Origin of the sequence: Porphyrobacter sp. AAP82 (genome assembly GCF_000331285.1) — a bacterium.
Lineage (GTDB): Bacteria > Pseudomonadota > Alphaproteobacteria > Sphingomonadales > Sphingomonadaceae > Erythrobacter.
This window is the reverse complement of record NZ_ANFX01000045.1, coordinates 1-18,356: the sequence shown is the minus strand read 5'-3', so window position 1 is coordinate 18,356 and position 18,356 is coordinate 1. Positions and strand designations below refer to the sequence as shown.

Below are 18,356 nucleotides of genomic sequence, written 5' to 3'. Positions count from 1 at the left end.
GGGGGGGGGGGGGGGGGGGGGGGGGGGGGGGGGGGGTTTGACATCCGCGGGCATGGTACACCCATCCCCTAACCCCTTCCCTCAAGGGAAGGGGAAAACATGACCTGGGCCAAGGAACTCGAAGAACTGCGCCGCCGCGAGGCGCTGGCCGAGGCGATGGGCGGCGCGGACAAGGTTGCGCGGCAGCATGGCCGGGGCAAGATGGACGCCCGCGCGCGGCTCGCGGCGCTGGTGGACGAGGGCTCTTTCCGCGAGATCGGCAAGATTGCAGGCTCGGCCAATTATGACGCGAATGGCGACCTCGCGCACGTCACCCCCGCCCCCTTCCTGTTCGGCAAGGCCCTCATAAATGGCCACCCGGTGGTCGCAACCGCCGACGACTTCACCATCCGCGGCGGCGCGGCGGATGCGGGGATTTCCCGCAAGATGGTGCAGGCCGAGATGATGGCGCACCAGTTGAAGCTCCCGATCATCCGCATGATCGACGGGACGGGCGGCGGAGGCAGCGTCAAGACGCTGGAGCAGATTGGTGCCACTTACATTCCCGCCGTGCCCGGCTGGGGCGATGTGGTGACCAATCTCGACACCGTGCCGGTGGTGGCGCTGGCATTGGGGCCGACGGCGGGCCTCGGCGCGGCGCGGACCGTGGCGAGCCACTATTCGGTCATGGTGAAGGGCCTCTCGCAGATCTTCGCGGCGGGGCCTGCGGTCGTGGATGGCCTCGGCGAGGCTTACAAGGGCGGCGCGGCCAATCACGAGGAGGCGAAGGAGGCGCTCGGCGGCAGCGCGATCCACACCCGCAACGGGGTGGTGGATGACGAGGTGGCGAGCGAAGCCGAAGCCTTCGCCCGCGCGCGGCATTTCCTCGGCTTCATGCCCGAATATGTCGGCCAGCCCGCGCGCCGGGTGGAGACGGGCGATCCGGTGGACCGCCGCGAGGAGGCGCTTCTCAGCCTCGTCCCGCGCGAGGACAAGCAGGTCTATTCGATGCGCCGCTGTCTCGATATGGTGCTCGACCAAGGCACCGTGTTCGAGATCGGCCGCCACTGGGGCCGTGCCGCGATCACCGCATTGGCGCGGCTCGATGGCTGGCCGGTGTTCGTCATCGCCTCCGATCCCAGCTATCTTGGCGGATCGTGGGAGGCCAAGACCTCCGAGAAGGTCGAGCGCTTCGTGCGCCTTGCCGACCAGTTCCGGCTGCCCATCGTCCACCTGGTCGACAACCCCGGCTTCATGATCGGGCGCGAGGCGGAAATGGCGGGGGCGATCCGCTACGGCGTCAATGCGATGAACGCGATCTACCGCGCCACCGTGCCGCTGGCCTCAGTGGTGCTGCGCCGTGCCTATGGCATCGCCGGGAGCGCGATGAGCAATGCAGAAGCGTTCCAGTACCGCTATTGCTGGCCGAGCGGCGACTGGGGGAGCCTGCCGATCGCGGGCGGGCTGGAGGTTGCCTACAAGTCCGAACTGGAAGCCGCCGAAGACCCCGAGGGGCTGCTGGAGGAAATCCGCGCAAGGCTGGCCAAGGTCACCTCGCCGTTCCGCTCAGCCGAGCGTCTCAACGTCGAGGACATCATCGATCCCCGCGACACGCGGCCCTTGCTGTGCGAGTTTGCCGGGTTGGCGTGGAGGCGGCTGGAAAGCGAGCGCTAGGCCCACCCCCAACCCCTCCCGCAAGCGGGAGGGGAGCGAGACTTAGCGAGCCGCAGGCGAGGTTAGTCGCAGCGGGGTGGGCCTACTCCGCCGGAGCGCCCTTCATACCCATCTCTGCATCACTCGGCCCGAACAGCTTGCCCTTCTCGCTCCACAGCACCAGCACGAGGCAGGCGAGGCCGCTCGCCAGCAAGGCCAGAGCAAGAGGGCGCGCCGTGCCGTCATAGGCATAGCCGATCGCCCCGCCGAGCATCGCCGCCGTGGTCATGCGGACAAAGCCATGCGCCGAACTCGCCGCGCCGGCGATGGCGGAAAACGGGTTCATCGCGATCGCGCCGAAATTGCTGCCGATGAACCCGAGCAGCGCCATGTTGATCGCCATGAGGGGGACGAAATGCCACAGCTGCTCTTGCGGCTGGAAGGCGAGCATCACCTGCACCGCGCTCACCATGATGAAGGCGAACAGCGCGGTGTGGCTCACCCGGCGCGCGCCGAACCGCTCGACGATGCGCGAATTCGACCAGCTGGCAAGCGCCATCGATCCGGCGCAGATCGCGAAGACCATCGGGAAGATGTCGCCCGCGCCGAAGGTGTTGGTGATCAGCTGCTGCGAGGAATTGATGAAGCCGAACAACGCGCCGAACACCAATGCCGAACCGATCACATAGCCCGCCACGCTCGGCTGGGTCAGCGCGCGGATCATGTTGACAGCGATGGTGCGGGGGATGATCGGCTGGCGGTTTTCCTCGGTCAGGCTCTCGGGCAGGCGGATGAACACCCAGCCCGCCATCCCCACGCCCAGCACCGCCATCGCCGCGAAGATCGCGCGCCAGCTGCCGAAGGTCTGAAGGATCGCCTCGCCGACGGTCGGCGCGATGGCGGGGACCATCAGGAAGATCACGAAGATGAGGCTCATCATGCGCGCCATCTTGTCGCCGCTCACGCGGTCGCGGATGATTGCGGGCGGGAGCGCAAGGATCCCGGCGGCAAAGAAGCCATGGCCTGCGCGCACCGCGATCAGCGCGTCGTAACTCGGCGCAAGCGCGGAGCAGATCGAGAGCACGATCGAGATCGCCACCGCACCCAGCAGGATCGGCCGGCGCCCGAAGCGGTCGGCGAGCGCACCGGGCACCAACGACCCGATACCGCCGGTAAAAAGGTAGACGCCGATCACGAACTGGCGGTCGTTGCCGCTCACCGACAGGTCGGCCGCGAGCGCGTCCAGGGCGGGCAGGATCGCATCGATCCCGAAGGCATTGAGCGCCATCAGCATCGCCATCATCCACAAGAGCTCGGTCTCGCCGAGCGCTCTGTGGGCGGGCATGCCGGAAGCGTGCGAATTGGCGTGCGAGGTGGCCATCGCGGGGCCCTTGCCCATGGGTTCGCCGGAAGACCACTGTTCTTTTCGCATGTGCACAAAATGGCAGGGGGAGTGAATTGTTCCAGCAACAGTTCCTTCGGGCGGCACAAGGTTCTATTTCCAGGGGATGATACCAAGGGCTCCGTCAGACGAGGATGGTGAGGCGCGCACCGAGGAGCTCGGCCTGCGGAAAATCATCCATGTCGACATGGACGCCTTCTTCGCCAGCGTCGAACAGCGCGACGATCCTGCGCTGAAGGGCAAGCCCGTCGCCGTGGGAGGAGCAGGCGGGCGCGGGGTGGTGGCCGCCGCCAGTTACGAGGCGCGCAAATTCGGGGTGAGGAGCGCCATGCCGTCGGTCACCGCCCAGCGCCTGTGCCCCGATCTTGTCTTCGTGCGCCCGAGCTTCGATGCCTACAAGGAAGCGAGCCGCCAGATCCGCCGGGTGTTCGAGCATTACACGAGCGTGATCGAGCCGCTGAGCCTCGACGAGGCCTATCTCGATGTGACCGACGACCGGCTGGGGATCGGCAGCGCCACCCGCATCGCCGAGCTGATCCGGCAGGAAATCCGCGCCAAGACCAGGCTGACCGCGAGCGCGGGGGTGAGCTACAACAAGTTCCTTGCCAAGCTCGCGAGCGACCAGAACAAGCCCGATGGGTTGTGCGTGATCCGCCCGGGCGAGGGCGCGCAGTTCGTCGCCGGGCTGCCGATCCGGCGGTTCCACGGGGTCGGGCCGAAAGCCGAAGCGAAGATGCTGGCGCTCGGGATCGCGACCGGCGCGGACCTCGCGGCGAAGGACATCGACTTTCTGCGCGCGGCTTTCGGCAGCATGGCCGACTACCTGTTCCGCGCCGCCAGAGGCATCGACCTGCGCCCTGTCGCCGCGCACCGCATCAGGAAGTCGGTCGGCGGGGAGCGGACTTTCTGCGAGGACATCGGCAGCGGCGCGGCCTTGCGCGAAACGCTGGAGAACATCATCGATATCGTATGGGAGCGGATCGAGGCGGCCGGCGCGCGGGGGCGGACGGTGACGCTGAAGCTCAAGTTCACCGATTTCCAGATCATGACCCGCGCCACCTCGCAGCCCGATTACGTTTCCGGCAAGGCCGAGTTCGCCAGGCTCGCCCGCGCGCTGCTGGAAGCGGAATTGCCCCTGCGCGGCCCGATCCGGCTGATGGGGCTGACGCTCTCGGGGCTGGAGGGGGCGGACGAGCCCGGGGGAAAGCCCGTTGATACGGCACAACTCTCGCTGCTATAGCCCGCCCACAAGGAGCGCCGAGGCATGCCGAAACTTCACCCCATTGCAGGCCTCGCCGCGCTGCTGTTCGCCCTCTCCCCGGCGCGCGCGGATGAGCCGACCGCAAAGGTCGACGCGCAAATCGAAGCCCCGGTGCGCTGCGCTTCGGTCTACACCTTTTTCAGCGTCATCATCGGCACGGAAAATCCTGAGGCCAAAGCGGCGCTGACCGAAGCGGCGAAGCGGTTCCTCGGGCACGCCAGCGACCTTGCGCCCCAGAACGAGCAATTGGTCAGCGAACGATACGTCGCAAACAACAGTGCCCTGATGTCCATGCTCACCGGAGGCGACGATCGCAAGGCGGCCATCGCGGGGCTGGGCGAAGAGCTGAAGGCCTGCGGTGACACCGAGAAGCAGATATTCGGCTCCTCGGTGCGCGAGCGGCTGGGCCGCTAACCCACGCCCCGCCCTCGCCACACCGCGATCCTTGCGCGGGTGGTTTCGCCCAGTGGCTCGGGCAGCGAGTGCGAGGGGAAGAAGCGCGCCTCGGTCACCTCGCGAAGGTCCGGGCGGGGCTGGCGGTCGCAGACGCCGGTGAAGATATGCGCGGTGTGGGGCGAGCCCGACAGGACCTCTTCGAGCGTGCCCACAAAGTCGATCCGGGCAAGCTCCACCCCCAGCTCCTCGCGCACTTCGCGCCATGCTGCGGCGAGCGGGTCTTCCCGGCGCCCGAGCCCGCCGCCGGGCAGGCTCCACACCGCAGGGCCATAGGAATGCTTCAGCAGCAGCACGTCGCCGGCAAGGTTGGTGACGATCACGCTCACCCCCGCGATCGGCACCTTGCGCCAGCGCCGCCAGCGATGCCGGACAAGGTGCGCGAGCGGCAGCAGCGCGCGGTGGAGCGGGGCGGGGAGGAAATGCGGCATCGGCTCAGGCGAAGACCGTGACGGGAATGCCGCGCGCGGCGGCGGCGGCAAGCAGGCGGGCGACGGGCAGATCGTTCTCGCCCCGCATCGCCGCTTCGAAAACGCTGCGCTTGTCGGCCGCGCCGCCCAAGGTGAACAGGATCGCATCCGTTGCCAGCAGCGCCGGGATCGTCAGCGTGATGCGGTCGAAGGGCGCGTGGGCGGGCAGCGGATCGGGGGTGAGGCGGCGCACGGCTTGGCGGTCGTCCACTTGCGGATCGGTATTGGGAAACAGCGAGGCGATATGCCCGTCGGGCCCCATGCCGAGCCAGGTCAGCGCGAAATGCGGCGGCGCCGCGTCTTCGGTGAGCGCTACCACTTGCGCCCCTGCCGGCTCCAGCAGCGCGCGAATCTTGCCGGTGTTGGAGGCCTCGTGATCTTCGGGCACGATGCGGTCGTCGTTGGGCCACACCGCCCAGCCGGTCCAGTCGATCCCGACCTGCCCGGCGAGCGCGGCAAGGATCGGGAAGGGGGTCGATCCGCCCGGCACGGTGATCGCTCCGCTGCCGCCCAGCCGCGCCAGCAGCCAGCCGGCGATTGCGGCGTGATCCCCGCCCTCGATCATCGTGATGTCAGCCATGCCCGCAAGCATAGCAAACGGGCCGCCTCCGGCAATGGGGACGGCCCGCCTTTGCCGGATTGCCCGCGCCGCCTAGGCGAGCAGCGCGCGCAGGAACCACACGCGTTCCTCGGCCATGTCGGTCCAGTCGTCGAGCAGCCCGTCGGTGGCGTTGTCGCCCGCCTGTTCGGTCAAATCCTTCATCGCCTTCAGCCGCGTGACGACCTTTTCGTTGTCGGCGGCGAGTTCGGCGATCATGTCCTCGGCCTTGAGGCTGGTGCTGTCCTGGTCCGTGATCTGTGTCGCCCCCGCGACCGCGCCCAGCGAGGTCAGCGTGTCGGCATCGAGCTTGCGCACGCGCTCGGCGATCGCGTCGATCTGGCCCTGCACGGCGCCCGCCTGCGCATCGAACAGCAGGTGGAGATCGTGAAAGCGCGGGCCCCTGACGTGCCAGTGAAAGCTCTTGGTCTTGATGTAGAGCGCGAAGTGATCGGCCAGCAGGGCGTTGAGCTCGGCGACCAGCGCGGTCTTCGAATTGGTCTTGTCGGCCATCATGTTCTCCTTGGCGCGGTGTGCGAGAGGCGGCGTGGTGTCTATATGGGCGCTTAACCACCGCACGAACATGGATCAGGTTCCGGCAAATTCATGGGGTTAGTGATCGCCTGAAGCGATCAGAACGCCGCAAATCGGGCGTTCAGGCCGATGAAGAGCGCGGCAATGCCAAGGCACACGGCCAGCGCGATGCGGAGCATCCGGAGCGGCCAACGGCCGAGCGCGTCGCTCCCCGCCGCCCAGCCGAGGCCCACCGCCGCCGCCCCGCCCAGCGCACCGCCCAGGCCTGCGGTGACCGGCCACACCGTCCACGCGGCGAGCGCGAAGACCGCAAAGCGCGCGCCGTCACCGATCTGGCGGGCGAGCAGCACGGTGCCGAGCGCCGCGAGCGAGCGGGTCGGCTCGTTCGGGCGCTTGAGGCGCACCGGCATGGCAAGTTCGGCCGCGGCAATCGCCAGCGCGAAGGCGACCAGCATCTGCGCGGCGCGGCGCGGGAGAAGGCTTGCAAACTCCGCCCCGATCCACGCCATCGCCGCCGCGCTGAGGCAGGCGCAGGCGAGCGCGACGCCCAGCAGCTGCACGCTCTGGCCAAGCGCGTCCGCCCACTGCGCCACCATCAGCTGGTCGCGCCCGCCGGTCGCCAGCATCGCGACCAGCAGCAGGGCGAGAAGGAAGCCGTCCACCCTATCTGCGGTTCACGCGGCCCACGGTCCGGTGATCGCCAGCGTCGCCGTGGGACCATAGGCGTTGACGAACAGCACCTTGCCATCGGGCGAGAAGCACGCGCCGGCCAGCTCGGTCTGGGCGCGCAGCAGCGCGATGGTGTAGGCGCGGCCATCGGGGGTGATGCCGCGGATGTGGTTTTCCTGCACCGCCGTATACTGGTCCTCGCACACGATCAGATGGCCGTTGGGGCCCACGGTGATGTTGTCGCCGTAATTGAACTGGTCGGTGCTTTCGCTTTCGAAGAACAGCTCGATCGTGTCGGGCTTGCCGGCATTGCCAATGGCGAGCCTGAAGATCTGCCCGAGCGTCTTCGCGCCCCCGCTGGTGGAGCACACGAAGACTTCGGAGGCCCCGCGCCCCGCGCCCATGTGGATGCCCTCGCCCCGCGCCACCAGGGCTGCGCCCTTGGCCGCCGCGCGCTGGCGCAGGTCGTCTGCGGGTGCCTCGACATCGTCGAGATCGACCCAGGTGACGCGAAAAGGCTTGCCCACCGGCATCACCGCGCCGTTCCGGTTGCGGGTGTCGGCGAGGCCCTCGATCACCATCGCCTGGAGCCTGCCGCCCATGGCGAGTTGCCCCGGCACCTTGGGGACGAAGCGGTAGAGCACCGAATCGTCGCGGTCCTCGGTCTCGTAGACAATGCCGGTCGCCGGATCGACGCAGGCGGCCTCGTGGTTGAAGCGGCCCAAGGCCTTCAGCGGCACCGCATCGACCAGCCCGCGCGCGGATGCGGGGACTTCGAACACCCAGCCATGCGCCTGGTCGAGCCCGTCGCCGCCCGCGATGCCGGGGCGCAGGGTCGTCTCCTCGCAGGTCAGCCACGTGCCCCACGGGGTGATCCCGCCCGAACAGTTGCGGATCGTGCCGCCAAGGCTGCGGAACTGGCGCTTCACTTCGAGCGTCCTGGCATCGAGCACGAGATTGGTCGTGCCGCCCGGAACGAACACGCCGTCCTTCTTGCCGAAGCCCTTGGCAATCGCCCCGCCCGCCTTGTGCCTGGGCTGCAATTCGTGGTTGCGCACCAGCGCGATTTCGCCGTTTCCGAGGTCGAAGCAGCCCATGCCGTCGGCATTGTCGGGCACGGTCCCGCCATCGTCCATCATATCGCCAAGGCGCGAGATGACGCGGTAGGAGAAGCCTTGCGGAAGATCGAGTAAGCCCGCCGGATCGGACTTGAGCGCCCCGTATCCGGCAAAGCCGCCGCCCGCACCGGGCGCGGGCGCGGCAAGGCTTTCGCCATCGCGCATCATGCACCCGCTCGCGGCCAGCGCGGCAAAGGCCGAGGCGGTCGCGCCGATGAAGCTGCGGCGGTCGGGCGTGGTGATCGGCGTCATGGTCACTTTGTCTCCCCCAGCGCGGCCAGCACCTCGTCCCAGCGCACGAATTTGAAGTTCTGCGCCTGCGGCGCGTTCTGCCCGTCCTGCGCGATGAACAGCCCGCCGGGGTAATCGGCCCCGAAGGCGCGGTTGTCCAATTCGATCCCGTCGGTCTCCTCGGCGCTGCCGAAGGTGGCGCCCTGTGTGATGCGGAAGCGGCCCACCGGGGTCACGCCGGGCAGGCGGAACACCGCATAGGCATTGTCGCCTTGGGAGGAGGCGACCAGATAGCCGCCGTCCTTGCCTTCGGGCGCGATGGCGAGGCCTTCGACATCGGCGACCAGCATCCTGTTGTCCACCGTCGCCACCATGCGCTTGGCGCCGGTGGCGATGTCGATCGCCCAGATCCCGGCGTCCTCCTCGCCGATATAGAGCGTGTTCGTGCGAAGGTCGGCGATGCAGCCTTCGGTCTGGGTGGGGACGGTGGCGACGGTGCGCACCGATCCGATGGGAACGCCAAGGCCGAAAGTGTTCTCGTAGATCAATCCGCCTTTGGTCGCGGTGTAGACCTTGACTTGCCCGTCGGCAGCGAGCGCGCCGAAGCAGATGCCGTAGGCCTCGCCAGGCCCGACCGGCTGGCGTCCAATAAAGCGAAGCGTGCCTGTGGCGGTGTCGAGCAGCGAGAGGTGTATGGACGCGGTGGCAAGGTCGCTGCGGTCGCTCGCGGCCACCAGGACCCTGCCATCGGGAAGCTCGACAAGATCGACATTGTTGAGACCCGGCGCAGGCAGAAAGCTCTTCTGCGCGCCTTTGAGGTCATAGACATAGAGCCCGCCCTTCTTGTCGGTGCCGACCACCAGGCTCGCCGCCGGATCGGCCGGGTTCAGCCAGATCGCCGGATCATCGGCCGCATCCTCGCGCGGCGTTCCGACCGGCGGGGTCTCGGCGCGGGCGGTGACGGTGACGGCGGGATCGCCGGTGATCGCAGGCACGCTCGCGCAGGCGGCGGCGATGCCCAGGCTGAGCAAGGCGAAACCGTGGAACGGTCTGATCATGATGGCCCCTCGATGAATTCCGGCCCGCGCTTAGGGCGCTTGGATGACAATAAGGCGACCGCGCGCAGCCCCTGATGCAATGGGGAGCTAGCGCAGCGGCGCGCAAGCGCCTAGCCTCGGGGCAAACAAAAACGAGGAGAGAGTGCAGCCATGAAACTCGAAAGCGGCATGGCCGTGGTCGTCACCGGCGGGGCGAGCGGTCTGGGCAAGGCGAGCGCGCAGGCCTTTGCCGAAGCCGGCCTGAAGGTCGCGATTTTCGACATCAACGACGAGGCCGGAGAGGCCCACGCCAAGGCGATCGGCGGGACCTTCCACCATGTCGATATCATGGACGAGGCTTCCGTGGAGGCAGGCTTTGCCGCGGCCCGCGCCGCCCATGGGCAGGAACGCGTGACGCTGCATTGCGCAATGGCCAGCCGCCGCGGCAAGACGCTGGGCTGGGACAAGGAGACGGGCGCCTACAAGCGGCTGCCGACCGAGGATTACGCCTTCGGGGCCGAGGGCATTCTGGTCGCCAGCTACCGCGTCGCCAGCATCTCGGCGCTGGGGATGGCCAATGCCGATCCGGTCAATGACGATGGCGAGCGCGGCTGCATCATCCTCACCGCCAGTGTCGCGGCGCAGGACGGGCAGATCGGGCAGGTGATCTATGGCAGCTGCAAGGCCGGGGTGAACGGCCTCGTCCTGCCGATGGCGCGCGACCTGATGGATATGGGCATCCGCGTCAATTCGGTCATGCCGGGGATCTTCGCGACGCCGCTGATGCTCGGGATGAAGGACCGCAACCCGCCGATGTGGGCGCAATTGAACGCCAGCGTTCCCTTCCCCAAGCGCCTCGGCGAGCCCGAGGAATTTGCCTCGCTGGTGCTGGAGATCGCTCGCAACAGCTACATCAACGGCCACCAGTTCCGGCTGGATGGCGCGATCCGCATGCCGCCGAAGTAAGTCCCTTCCCTGCCGATTGCGAGGAGAGAGCGCATGGCCACCGCCACCAACGAATACCCCACCCGCGCCTATGGCGCGACCGCCCCTGACAGCGGCGTGGGGCCGATGCAGATCACCCGCCGCGGCCTCAGGCACGATGACGTGCTGATCGAAATCAGCCATTGCGGCATCTGCCATTCGGACCTGCACTCGGCGAGAAACGACTGGGGTTTCACCACCTACCCGATCGTGCCGGGCCACGAGATCGTCGGCACCGTCACTGCGGTGGGCGAGCACGTCACCCGCCACAAGGTCGGCGACCGCGTGGCGATCGGCTGCATGGTCGACAGTTGCCTCGAATGCGCGCATTGCGAGGCGGATCTCGAGCAATACTGCCTCGATGGCGGCAACACCGGCACCTATAACGGCAAGGACCGGCGCGACGGATCGCTGACCTTCGGCGGCTATTCGGAACGGATCGTGGCCAGAGAGGAATTCGTCCTCAAGGTGCCCGAAGGCATGCCGATGGCCGAGGCCGCGCCGCTGCTGTGCGCCGGGATCACCTCCTACAGCCCCTTGCGCACCTGGAAGGTCGGCCCGGGCAGCAAGGTCGCGGTCGCCGGGCTCGGCGGATTGGGGCACATGGGGGTGAAGCTCGCCGCGGCGATGGGGGCGGAGGTGACCGTGCTCTCGCGCAGCGAAAGCAAGCGCGCCGATGCCGAGGCGCTGGGCGCCCATGCCTTCCTGAACACCGAGGACAAGGCCGCGATGAAGGCCAGGCGCGGCTATTTCGACCTGGTGCTCAACACCATCCCCGTGCGCCACGATGTCGTGCCCTATCTGCACCTCCTCAGGATCGACGGGGTGCAGGTGCTGGTCGGGCTGATCGGGCCGATGCCGGAAATCCACACCGGGGTCCTGCTGGGCCGCAAGGTGCTCACCGGCAGCGGGATCGGCGGGCTTGCCGAAACGCAGGAGATGCTCGATTTCTGCGCCGCAAAGGGCATCCTTCCCGATATCGAGGTAATCCGGATGCAGGACATCGCGGCCGCCTATGACCGGATGGAAGCGAGCGACATCAAATACCGCTTCGTGATCGACATGGAGAGCCTCAGGCAAAGCGCTTAGGCCGCGCGCAGGGGCGGTGGTCGCTTGACGTATCGACCGCGCCCTTGCCGCCTCCTAGGACATGGCCGCAAAGTGTTGCACGAAAGTCACGCAATAACCTAATATGAAAGGCCTCTGCCACATAACCTTTGTGCGCAAGTGCAGCATCGAGGATTATGACGGCGCCGTGACGGGAACCCGAGTCATCGGATAAGAACGTCCTGCACGGCGCGCAGGTGGAACGATCCAAACCTCTCTATGGAGCGTTCCTTATGTCCATTCGTTTCGCATCGGCCGCATCGGCTGTCGCACTTGCCGCATGCCTTGCCACCCCCGCCTTCGCCGGCGAGGCAGCTGCTGCACCCATCAGCCCGGCCGCTGACACCGAAACCGAAATCACCGTCTCCGACACCGCCACCGCAGCCCTGACCCCGGCGATCGCCCCGATCGATGCCGCAGAGCTGATGGGCCAGGAGGAAGACACCCCCGCCATCACCATCACCGGATCGGCCACCCTCGCCTCGGACTACCGCTTCCGCGGCGTCTCGCAGTCCGATGAAGGCATGGCGATCCAGGGCGGCTTCACCATCAACCACGAAAGCGGCGCCTATATCGGCACCTGGGGTTCGAACCTCGCCGGCTGGGGCACCTTCGGCGGTTCGAGCATGGAGCTCGACATCTACGCCGGCTACAAGATCCCGGTCGGCGAAGGCACGCTGGATCTGGGCGGCACCTGGTACATGTACCCGAGCGGCGCGGACATCACCGACTTCGTGGAATTCTACGCCAAGCTCGGCGGCACCGTCGGCCCGGTCGGCCTGACCGCCACGGTCGCCTACGCTCCGCAGCAGGAAGCGCTGGGCAACTGGGACCCCGTCGGCCCTGCGGTCGATCCGGGTGACAAGGAAGACAACCTCTACCTCGCCGCCGACGCCGCCTATGCGATCTCGGGCGCGCCGGTCACCCTCAAGGCGCACCTCGGCTATTCGGACGGCAACCCCGGCCTTGGCCCCAACGGCACCAGCGTCGCCCCGACCGGCACCTATTTCGATTGGTCGCTCGGCCTCGATGTCGTGCCGATCGAGCACCTGACGCTCTCGGTCGCCTATATCGACACCGACATCGCCGAGGCCGACGCCGCGCTGATCCGCCCGAACTTCGCGACGCTGGCCGGAGATTCGATCTCGGATGCGACCGTGGTGTTCTCGGTCACCGCATCGTTCTGATCCGGGTCTGACGACAGGTGAGGGGCGCTCTGCCATGGCGGCAGGGCGCCCTTTCCTTTTGCGTGTTCCCTTTTGCCTGCACCCCCGATAGGTTTCACGCCAAAACCGGATCGGCGGGAGAGGGATAATGAAGCGCAATCTGTTGTGGGCGGCCGCAGCCGCCGTGCTGGTGACGGCCCCGGCCGGCGAGGCCCTCGCCAAATACCGCTATTCCGCGACCATCACCCGCACCACTTACGGCATCCCCCATATCGAGGCGTCCGACTGGCGCGGCGTCGGCTACGGGGTCGCCTATGCCTATGCCGAAGACAACCTGTGCATGCTGGCCGAGGAATTCGCCACGGTGGCGGGCGAGCGTTCGCGGTTCTGGGGCCCGGAGGCCAAGGCGGTGCTCGGCTTCGAGGAGGTCGACAACCTCTCGTCGGACGTGTTCTTCCGCGCGGTGATCGATTTGCCCGCCCTGCGCAAGGGTGCCGAGACGACGCTCTCGCCGCGCGGGCGCGAACTGATGGCGGGCTATGTCGCGGGCTACAACCGCTTCCTGCGCGACGCCGGGCCGGACGGCATCCCCGCCGAATGCCGCGGCAAGGGCTGGGTGCGCCCGATCACCACCGATGACATGCTGCGCCTCAACGAAAAGCAGATGCTGCTGGCGAGTTCGCTGAACCTCGCCCCCGCGATCGCCAACGCCGCGCCTGCGGGCAGTGCAGCGCCCAAGGTCGCTATCAACCTGCCCGATCCGAAGGAACTCGGCATCGGCAGCAATGGCTGGGCCTTCGGCGGCGAAGTCACCGCCGATGGGCGCGGGCTTCTGGTCGGCAATCCGCATTTCCCCTGGAAGGGCCCGAGCCGCTTCTGGCAGATGCATGTGAAGGGCCCGGGCGGCTACGAGGTGATGGGCGTCGGCCTTGCGGGCACCCCGATGCCGACATTGGGCTTCAACAAGGACATTGCCTGGACCCACACCGTCACCGAGGCGCGGCACTTCACGCTCTACCAGCTGGCGCTCGATCCGGCCGATCCGACCCGCTACATGGTCGATGGCACCTCCGAGGCGATGACGCCGCAGACCGTCACCGTGCCGATGCCCGAAGGCACGCCCGCTCTCAGCCGCACGCTTTACAGCACCCGCTGGGGTCCGGTCTTCGTGGTGCCTTCGCGCGGCATCACCTGGAGCGCGCAGACCGCCTTCGCATTGAAGGACGCCAACCGCGGCAACCAGCGCGGGATCGAGACCTGGCTGCGCATCGGCGAGGCGAAGAATGTCGGCGAGGTCGAAGCCGCCGTCAGCGAGACGCTGGGCATTCCCTGGGTCAACACCATCGCCGCCGACCGCTATGGCGATGCGCTCCACGCCGATGTGACCGCGGTGCCCAACGTCACCGCCGAAAAGGCCAAGACCTGCGCGACCCCGATCGCCGGGCTGTTCGCCGAATTGGCGATCCTGCTGGATGGCAGCAAGGCCGCGTGTGACTGGGACGTGGCGGCAGGCACCCCCGTGCCCGGGCTGATGCCGGCGAGCGATCAGGCGGCGACCACGGTGCGCAGCTGGCTCACCAATTCGAACGATTCCTACTGGGTCAGCAACCCCGCTTTCCCGCATCGCCAGCTTTCCCCGATCCTCGGCAAATATGCGACGGCGCGCAGCTTGCGCACCCGGTCGAACTTCACCGAGACCGCCGCGCTGATTGCGGGCGGCAAGATCGATCATGCGCGCGCCGAGGCCCATGCCTTCGCCAACAAGAGCCTTGCAGCGGACATGGCGTGGGAGGACATCGGGATGCTGTGCACGCAGGAAGCGCCCATTGCCGCGGCGGCCATGCGCGGCTGCAAGGCGCTGGCCGGATGGGACCAGCGGTTCGAGACGCAGAGCCGCGGCGCGGCGCTGTTCCGCGCCTTCTGGCCCAAGGCCGCGCGACTGCCCGGCCTGTGGGCGGTGCCCTTCGATCCGGCCGATCCGGTCAACACCCCGCGCACCCTCGCCACCGACGGCGCCAAGGGCGAAAAGCTCCTCGCCGCGCTGGGCGAGGCGGTGGAGGAACTGGAGAAGGCCGGCATCCCGCTCGATGCGCCGTGGGGCGATGTGCAGCGGGTGATGGCGGGCAAGGATGCGATCGCGATCCATGGCGGCCCCGGCGGGCTCGGGATCCTCAACATGCAGGAATCGGTCCCGGTCCCCGGCGGCCTCACCCCGCGCCACGGGACGAGCTACATCCAGATCGTCGGCTTCGACGACAAGGGCCCGGTGGCCGATGCAATCCACAGCTATGCGCAGTCGACCAATCCCGCCAGCCCCCACGCCCATGACCAGACGCGGGCCTATTCCGCAAAGAAGTGGCACCGCCTGCCCTTCTCGTCCCGGGCCATCGCTGCCGAAACCATCGCCGCGCCCAAGCGCATCCGGGAATAGGCAGAGCTGCGCCAAAAGCGGGAAAGTGGCGGCGGGCGGCGGCTGTAACCGCGCGCGCGGGCAGCGAATGTCCGCAAGAGGGTGCGGGTGGCAGCGCCGGGTAACGACAAGGGGGAATGTGCATGCTGACCGGTTTGCTTCGCACCAGCGCCGCAGGCGCTGCCATTGCGGCTGCGAGCGTGATTGTCGCGCCTGCCGCGATGGCGCAGCAGGCCGGGATCGAGATCAAAGTGGTGTCGGGCGATGGCACGCCGGTCGCCGGCGCCGAGGTGGTGATCGCAAACCCCGCGATCGGCCTTGCCCGCTCGCTCGTGACTGACGCGCGCGGCACGGTGCGGCTCGACGGCGTGACAACCGCAGGGGCCTATCAGATCGCGGTTCCCGCCGCCGCCGGCTTCGCACCGCTCGCTGCGCGAGGCGTGGAGCTGCGCGCGAACTTCACCAGCAGCGTGATCCTGCAATTGCAACCTGCCGCCGATGCCGGGACCGATCGCGGGGCCGATGGCAGGGCCGATGCCGGGATCGTGGTCACCGCCGCGCGCGCGATCACCGCGCTCAACACCGCCAACGCCGAAATCTCGGCATCCCTCGGCCGCGAGCAGCTGGTCGCGCTCCCCATCGAAGGCCGCGACGTGCTGGGCGCGCTGGTCCGCCTGCCCAACGTGGTCCCCTCGACCGGGTTCTTCCCCGAGGCGCCGTCCATCTCCATCAACGGCAGCAACGGGCTCGATACGAACTCCCTGATCGACGGGCTCGACAATAACGAGAATTTCCTCGGCGGGATCAAATTCCCCGTGCCGCTGGGCTTCACCCGCGAGGTGACCGTGCTGGCGAACTCCTACTCGGCTGCCTACGGGCGCACGGCCAATGGCATAGTCAACTATACCACCCCCTCGGGCAGCAACGCCTTCACGGGGGAGGCCTATGCACTGGTTCGCCCCGGCAGGCCGTTTGACGCCCGGTCCCCCTTCCCGCGCCGCGACCTGTCGGGCAACCCCGTTGGCGAGAGCTTCGAACGCTATCAGGGCGGGTTCGCCGCGGGCGGCGCGCTCAGCCGCGACAAGGCCTTCTTCTACGCCAACTACGAATACACCCGCGACCGCAACACGCAGATCGTCGACGCGCCGCAGCTCGGCATCGTCGACACGGTCACCGGCACCAACGCATTCCACCTCGCCTCGCTGCGGCTCGATCACCGCCTGACCGAAGACTGGACGCTTGGCCTGCGCGGCAATATCGGTCGCGTCACCATCGACCGGCCCGGCGGCGCGCTTGGCGGGGGCAATGCGACCTTCCCCTCGGCGGGATCAAGGCAGGACCGCTTTTCGACCCTGATCGCGGCGACCGCCAGCTATGCGGGGGCCGAGTGGAGCTACGACGGCGCGGTGCAATACAGCCGCTTCCGCTGGGACTACGGCGAGGCGACCGGCCCTGCCGGGCCGCAGGTGGTGGTGCGCGGGCCTTCCGGGCTGACGGCGGCGGTGGTCGGCAATCCGGGCTATGTCTTCGACAGTCTCGAGGAGACCTGGCAGACCACCCACCGCCTCACCCGCGACATCGGCGCGCATCGGGTGAGCGCAGGCGTGGACGTGATCGCTTCGCACTTCGCGCTGCTGGGCGGGGGCAATCCGAACGGCAATTACACCGTCGACCTCACCGCCGCGCAGCTCGCCAGCCTTGCGAGCCGGGGGTTGGCGCTCAATGCGCAGGATGTGCTGGCGTTGAACCCTGCGGTCGCCAACTACGCGGTCGAGCTGCGCCCGCAGAGCTTCGGCACCCCGCAGACGCTGGTGGCGCTCTATCTCGAGGATGCGTGGGAGCTGTCGCCCAACCTCACCGCCACGCTGGGCCTGCGCTGGGACTACGACACGCTCACGACACGCGGCGCGGGTGCCAAAGGAGGTGGGGGCGATACCGACAACATCGCCCCGCGCCTTGCCCTCAACTGGCAGCCCGATGCGCGGTCTTCGGTGCGCTTCGGGGCGGGAATTTTCACCGGCAAGCTGAGCTACGCCGTCATCTCCGACGCGTTGCAGCGCAACACCACCTCGGCCGGGTTCCTCACGCAGCTCGCGCAATTGCAGGCGCGCGGAATCATCCCTGCGGGCGTCGATCTTCGCGACATCACCTTCAACGGCAATCTTACGGTGACGCCCCCCTGCGCAACCGTCTCCGCCTGCCCGACGCCGGCGCAGGTGCAGGCGCTGCGCGATACCGCGACGCTGGGCGAGGGGCGTATTCTCAGCCCCACCGGCTACGACAATCCATGGAGCGTGCAGGTGAGCGGCGGCTACCAGTATGCCGCCACAAGCACCCTGACGCTGTCCATCGACGCGCTCTACAGCCGCTCTCACAATCTGGTGCGGCTGCGCGACCTGAACGCGCCCGCGCCATTCACCCCGAACCTTGCCAACCTCACCCCTGCCAACATCGCAGCCTTGCGCGCCCTGCCCGATAACGCCGCGCGGTTCGTGCTGGCGCAGAGCCTCGGTCTGGTCCGCTCGCAGGCCGCCGCCGACGCCTCGCGCCCGATCCCGCTGGTGGCCGGCGGCGCGCGGCAGATCACCGTCTCGCAGACCGCAGGCAAGGCCGAATACCTTGCGCTGATCCTCCAGGCGATCAAGCTCAGGGGCGAGGACGATTACGCCTTCCGCGTCAGCTACACCCTCTCGCGGCTGAGGAACGACACCGACGACATCAACTTTCGCGCCGCCAACAGCAATGATTTCGCCGCCGAATGGGGCCCCTCGGCCAATGACCGGCGGCATGTGATTTCGGCGGTCGGATACCTTTACCCGCTGGACGGGCTGACACTGACGGCAGCGGGGCTGTTCCAGTCGGGCCAGCCGGTCAACCTCGTCCCCGATGCCGGCATCTTCGGCACCCAGGACCTGAACGGCGACGGCGCGAGCTTCGGCGAGAACTACCTCGGCAATTCGGACCGCTACCCGGGCGAGGGGCGCAATTCGGCACGCCTGCCGTGGTCGGCGACGGTGGATGTGGGCCTGCGCTATGCCTTGCCGGTCACCGGAGGCAGGCTGGAAGCGAGCGCGGACGTGTTCAACATCTTCAACGCCAACAACCAGAGCGGCTTTGCCAACGCGGCGACGACCTCGAACCAGATCCAGTTCGGCGGCGGCGCGCAGTTCGTGCAGAGAAACGCGGGCGCACCGCGGCAATTCCAGTTCGGGCTCGCCGAGGCGGGCGCGAAGACCGCTGATCTGGCCCGGCGGCACGGGGTGTCTGAAGCGACGATCTACAAC

14 protein-coding genes and 1 pseudogene are annotated in these 18,356 nt (G+C 67.9%); 8 read left to right on the top strand and 7 right to left on the bottom strand.

Annotated elements, in window-relative coordinates; all coding sequences use genetic code 11:
- Positions 1 to 99: 99 nt before the first annotated feature.
- A complete protein-coding gene (locus tag D620_RS0113635; protein WP_017666375.1) occupies positions 100 to 1,653 on the top strand; it encodes an acyl-CoA carboxylase subunit beta in 1,554 nt (517 codons plus the stop codon).
- 82 nt (positions 1,654 to 1,735) lie between these two features.
- On the opposite strand, the gene D620_RS15425 is transcribed toward D620_RS0113635, so the two are convergent.
- Entirely contained in the window at positions 1,736 to 2,977 is a 1,242-nt protein-coding gene (locus tag D620_RS15425; RefSeq protein WP_233992082.1) for a multidrug effflux MFS transporter, read from the bottom strand.
- Between the two features lie 163 nt (positions 2,978 to 3,140).
- Here D620_RS15425 and dinB point away from each other — a divergent pair, with 163 nt between their 5' ends.
- Both dinB and D620_RS0113620 read left to right on the top strand, forming a co-directional pair.
- Positions 3,141 to 4,274, top strand: coding sequence for a DNA polymerase IV (gene dinB / locus D620_RS0113625; protein WP_026092218.1), 1,134 nt, complete (start codon positions 3,141 to 3,143; stop codon positions 4,272 to 4,274).
- Positions 4,275 to 4,298: 24 nt separating this feature from the next.
- Positions 4,299 to 4,709: a hypothetical protein gene (locus D620_RS0113620; RefSeq protein ID WP_017666372.1), complete on the top strand. Its 411-nt coding sequence runs from the start codon at positions 4,299 to 4,301 to the stop codon at positions 4,707 to 4,709.
- Here the strand turns inward: D620_RS0113620 and D620_RS0113615 are convergent.
- The 6 genes from D620_RS0113615 to D620_RS0113590 form a co-directional block, all read right to left on the bottom strand.
- Positions 4,706 to 5,179, bottom strand: a complete 474-nt coding sequence (locus D620_RS0113615; protein WP_017666371.1) for an NUDIX hydrolase — start codon at positions 5,177 to 5,179, stop codon at positions 4,706 to 4,708. The two genes, D620_RS0113620 and D620_RS0113615, sit on opposite strands and share 4 nt — an antisense overlap.
- A gap of 4 nt (positions 5,180 to 5,183) precedes the next feature.
- Positions 5,184 to 5,798, bottom strand: coding sequence for a 6-phosphogluconolactonase (locus D620_RS0113610; RefSeq protein ID WP_026092217.1), 615 nt, complete (start codon positions 5,796 to 5,798; stop codon positions 5,184 to 5,186).
- A gap of 72 nt (positions 5,799 to 5,870) precedes the next feature.
- Positions 5,871 to 6,329 carry a Dps family protein gene (locus D620_RS0113605; protein WP_155800180.1) on the bottom strand — a complete coding sequence of 153 codons (459 nt, stop codon included), beginning with the start codon at positions 6,327 to 6,329 and terminating at the stop codon, positions 5,871 to 5,873.
- A 119-nt stretch (positions 6,330 to 6,448) separates the two neighbouring features.
- Positions 6,449 to 7,012 carry a hypothetical protein gene (locus D620_RS0113600; protein WP_017666368.1) on the bottom strand — a complete coding sequence of 188 codons (564 nt, stop codon included), beginning with the start codon at positions 7,010 to 7,012 and terminating at the stop codon, positions 6,449 to 6,451.
- A 12-nt stretch (positions 7,013 to 7,024) separates the two neighbouring features.
- The gene (locus tag D620_RS0113595; RefSeq protein WP_033376954.1) at positions 7,025 to 8,389 is read right to left on the bottom strand and encodes an alkaline phosphatase PhoX; all 1,365 of its coding nucleotides are present in this window, start codon (positions 8,387 to 8,389) and stop codon (positions 7,025 to 7,027) included.
- A gap of 2 nt (positions 8,390 to 8,391) precedes the next feature.
- Positions 8,392 to 9,426 (bottom strand): phytase, encoded by a 1,035-nt coding sequence (locus D620_RS0113590; protein ID WP_017666366.1) that lies wholly within the window; start codon positions 9,424 to 9,426, stop codon positions 8,392 to 8,394.
- A 150-nt stretch (positions 9,427 to 9,576) separates the two neighbouring features.
- Between D620_RS0113590 and D620_RS0113585 the strand changes: the two genes are divergently transcribed.
- From D620_RS0113585 to D620_RS16860, 5 genes and pseudogenes are all read left to right on the top strand, one after another.
- Complete coding sequence (locus tag D620_RS0113585; protein WP_017666365.1) at positions 9,577 to 10,371, top strand: SDR family oxidoreductase; 795 nt, start codon at positions 9,577 to 9,579, stop codon at positions 10,369 to 10,371.
- A gap of 33 nt (positions 10,372 to 10,404) precedes the next feature.
- Positions 10,405 to 11,478, top strand: coding sequence for an NAD(P)-dependent alcohol dehydrogenase (locus D620_RS0113580; RefSeq protein ID WP_017666364.1), 1,074 nt, complete (start codon positions 10,405 to 10,407; stop codon positions 11,476 to 11,478).
- Between the two features lie 251 nt (positions 11,479 to 11,729).
- Positions 11,730 to 12,683: a TorF family putative porin gene (locus D620_RS0113575; RefSeq protein WP_017666363.1), complete on the top strand. Its 954-nt coding sequence runs from the start codon at positions 11,730 to 11,732 to the stop codon at positions 12,681 to 12,683.
- Between the two features lie 127 nt (positions 12,684 to 12,810).
- Positions 12,811 to 15,093: a penicillin acylase family protein gene (locus D620_RS0113570; RefSeq protein ID WP_017666362.1), complete on the top strand. Its 2,283-nt coding sequence runs from the start codon at positions 12,811 to 12,813 to the stop codon at positions 15,091 to 15,093.
- A gap of 116 nt (positions 15,094 to 15,209) precedes the next feature.
- Positions 15,210 to 17,069: pseudogene (locus D620_RS16860) on the top strand (TonB-dependent receptor); the annotation flags it as partial.
- Positions 17,070 to 18,356 lie beyond the last annotated feature (1,287 nt).

Coding starts and splice junctions, on each gene's coding strand:
- D620_RS0113635 (WP_017666375.1), top strand. CDS start 100: ATGACCTGGGCCAAGGAACTCGAAGAACTGCGCCGCCGCGAGGCGCTG.
- D620_RS15425 (WP_233992082.1), bottom strand. CDS start 2,977: ATGCCCGCCCACAGAGCGCTCGGCGAGACCGAGCTCTTGTGGATGATG.
- dinB (WP_026092218.1), top strand. CDS start 3,141: ATGATACCAAGGGCTCCGTCAGACGAGGATGGTGAGGCGCGCACCGAG.
- D620_RS0113620 (WP_017666372.1), top strand. CDS start 4,299: ATGCCGAAACTTCACCCCATTGCAGGCCTCGCCGCGCTGCTGTTCGCC.
- D620_RS0113615 (WP_017666371.1), bottom strand. CDS start 5,179: ATGCCGCATTTCCTCCCCGCCCCGCTCCACCGCGCGCTGCTGCCGCTC.
- D620_RS0113610 (WP_026092217.1), bottom strand. CDS start 5,798: ATGGCTGACATCACGATGATCGAGGGCGGGGATCACGCCGCAATCGCC.
- D620_RS0113605 (WP_155800180.1), bottom strand. CDS start 6,329: ATGGCCGACAAGACCAATTCGAAGACCGCGCTGGTCGCCGAGCTCAAC.
- D620_RS0113595 (WP_033376954.1), bottom strand. CDS start 8,389: ATGACGCCGATCACCACGCCCGACCGCCGCAGCTTCATCGGCGCGACC.
- D620_RS0113590 (WP_017666366.1), bottom strand. CDS start 9,426: ATGATCAGACCGTTCCACGGTTTCGCCTTGCTCAGCCTGGGCATCGCC.
- D620_RS0113585 (WP_017666365.1), top strand. CDS start 9,577: ATGAAACTCGAAAGCGGCATGGCCGTGGTCGTCACCGGCGGGGCGAGC.
- D620_RS0113580 (WP_017666364.1), top strand. CDS start 10,405: ATGGCCACCGCCACCAACGAATACCCCACCCGCGCCTATGGCGCGACC.
- D620_RS0113575 (WP_017666363.1), top strand. CDS start 11,730: ATGTCCATTCGTTTCGCATCGGCCGCATCGGCTGTCGCACTTGCCGCA.
- D620_RS0113570 (WP_017666362.1), top strand. CDS start 12,811: ATGAAGCGCAATCTGTTGTGGGCGGCCGCAGCCGCCGTGCTGGTGACG.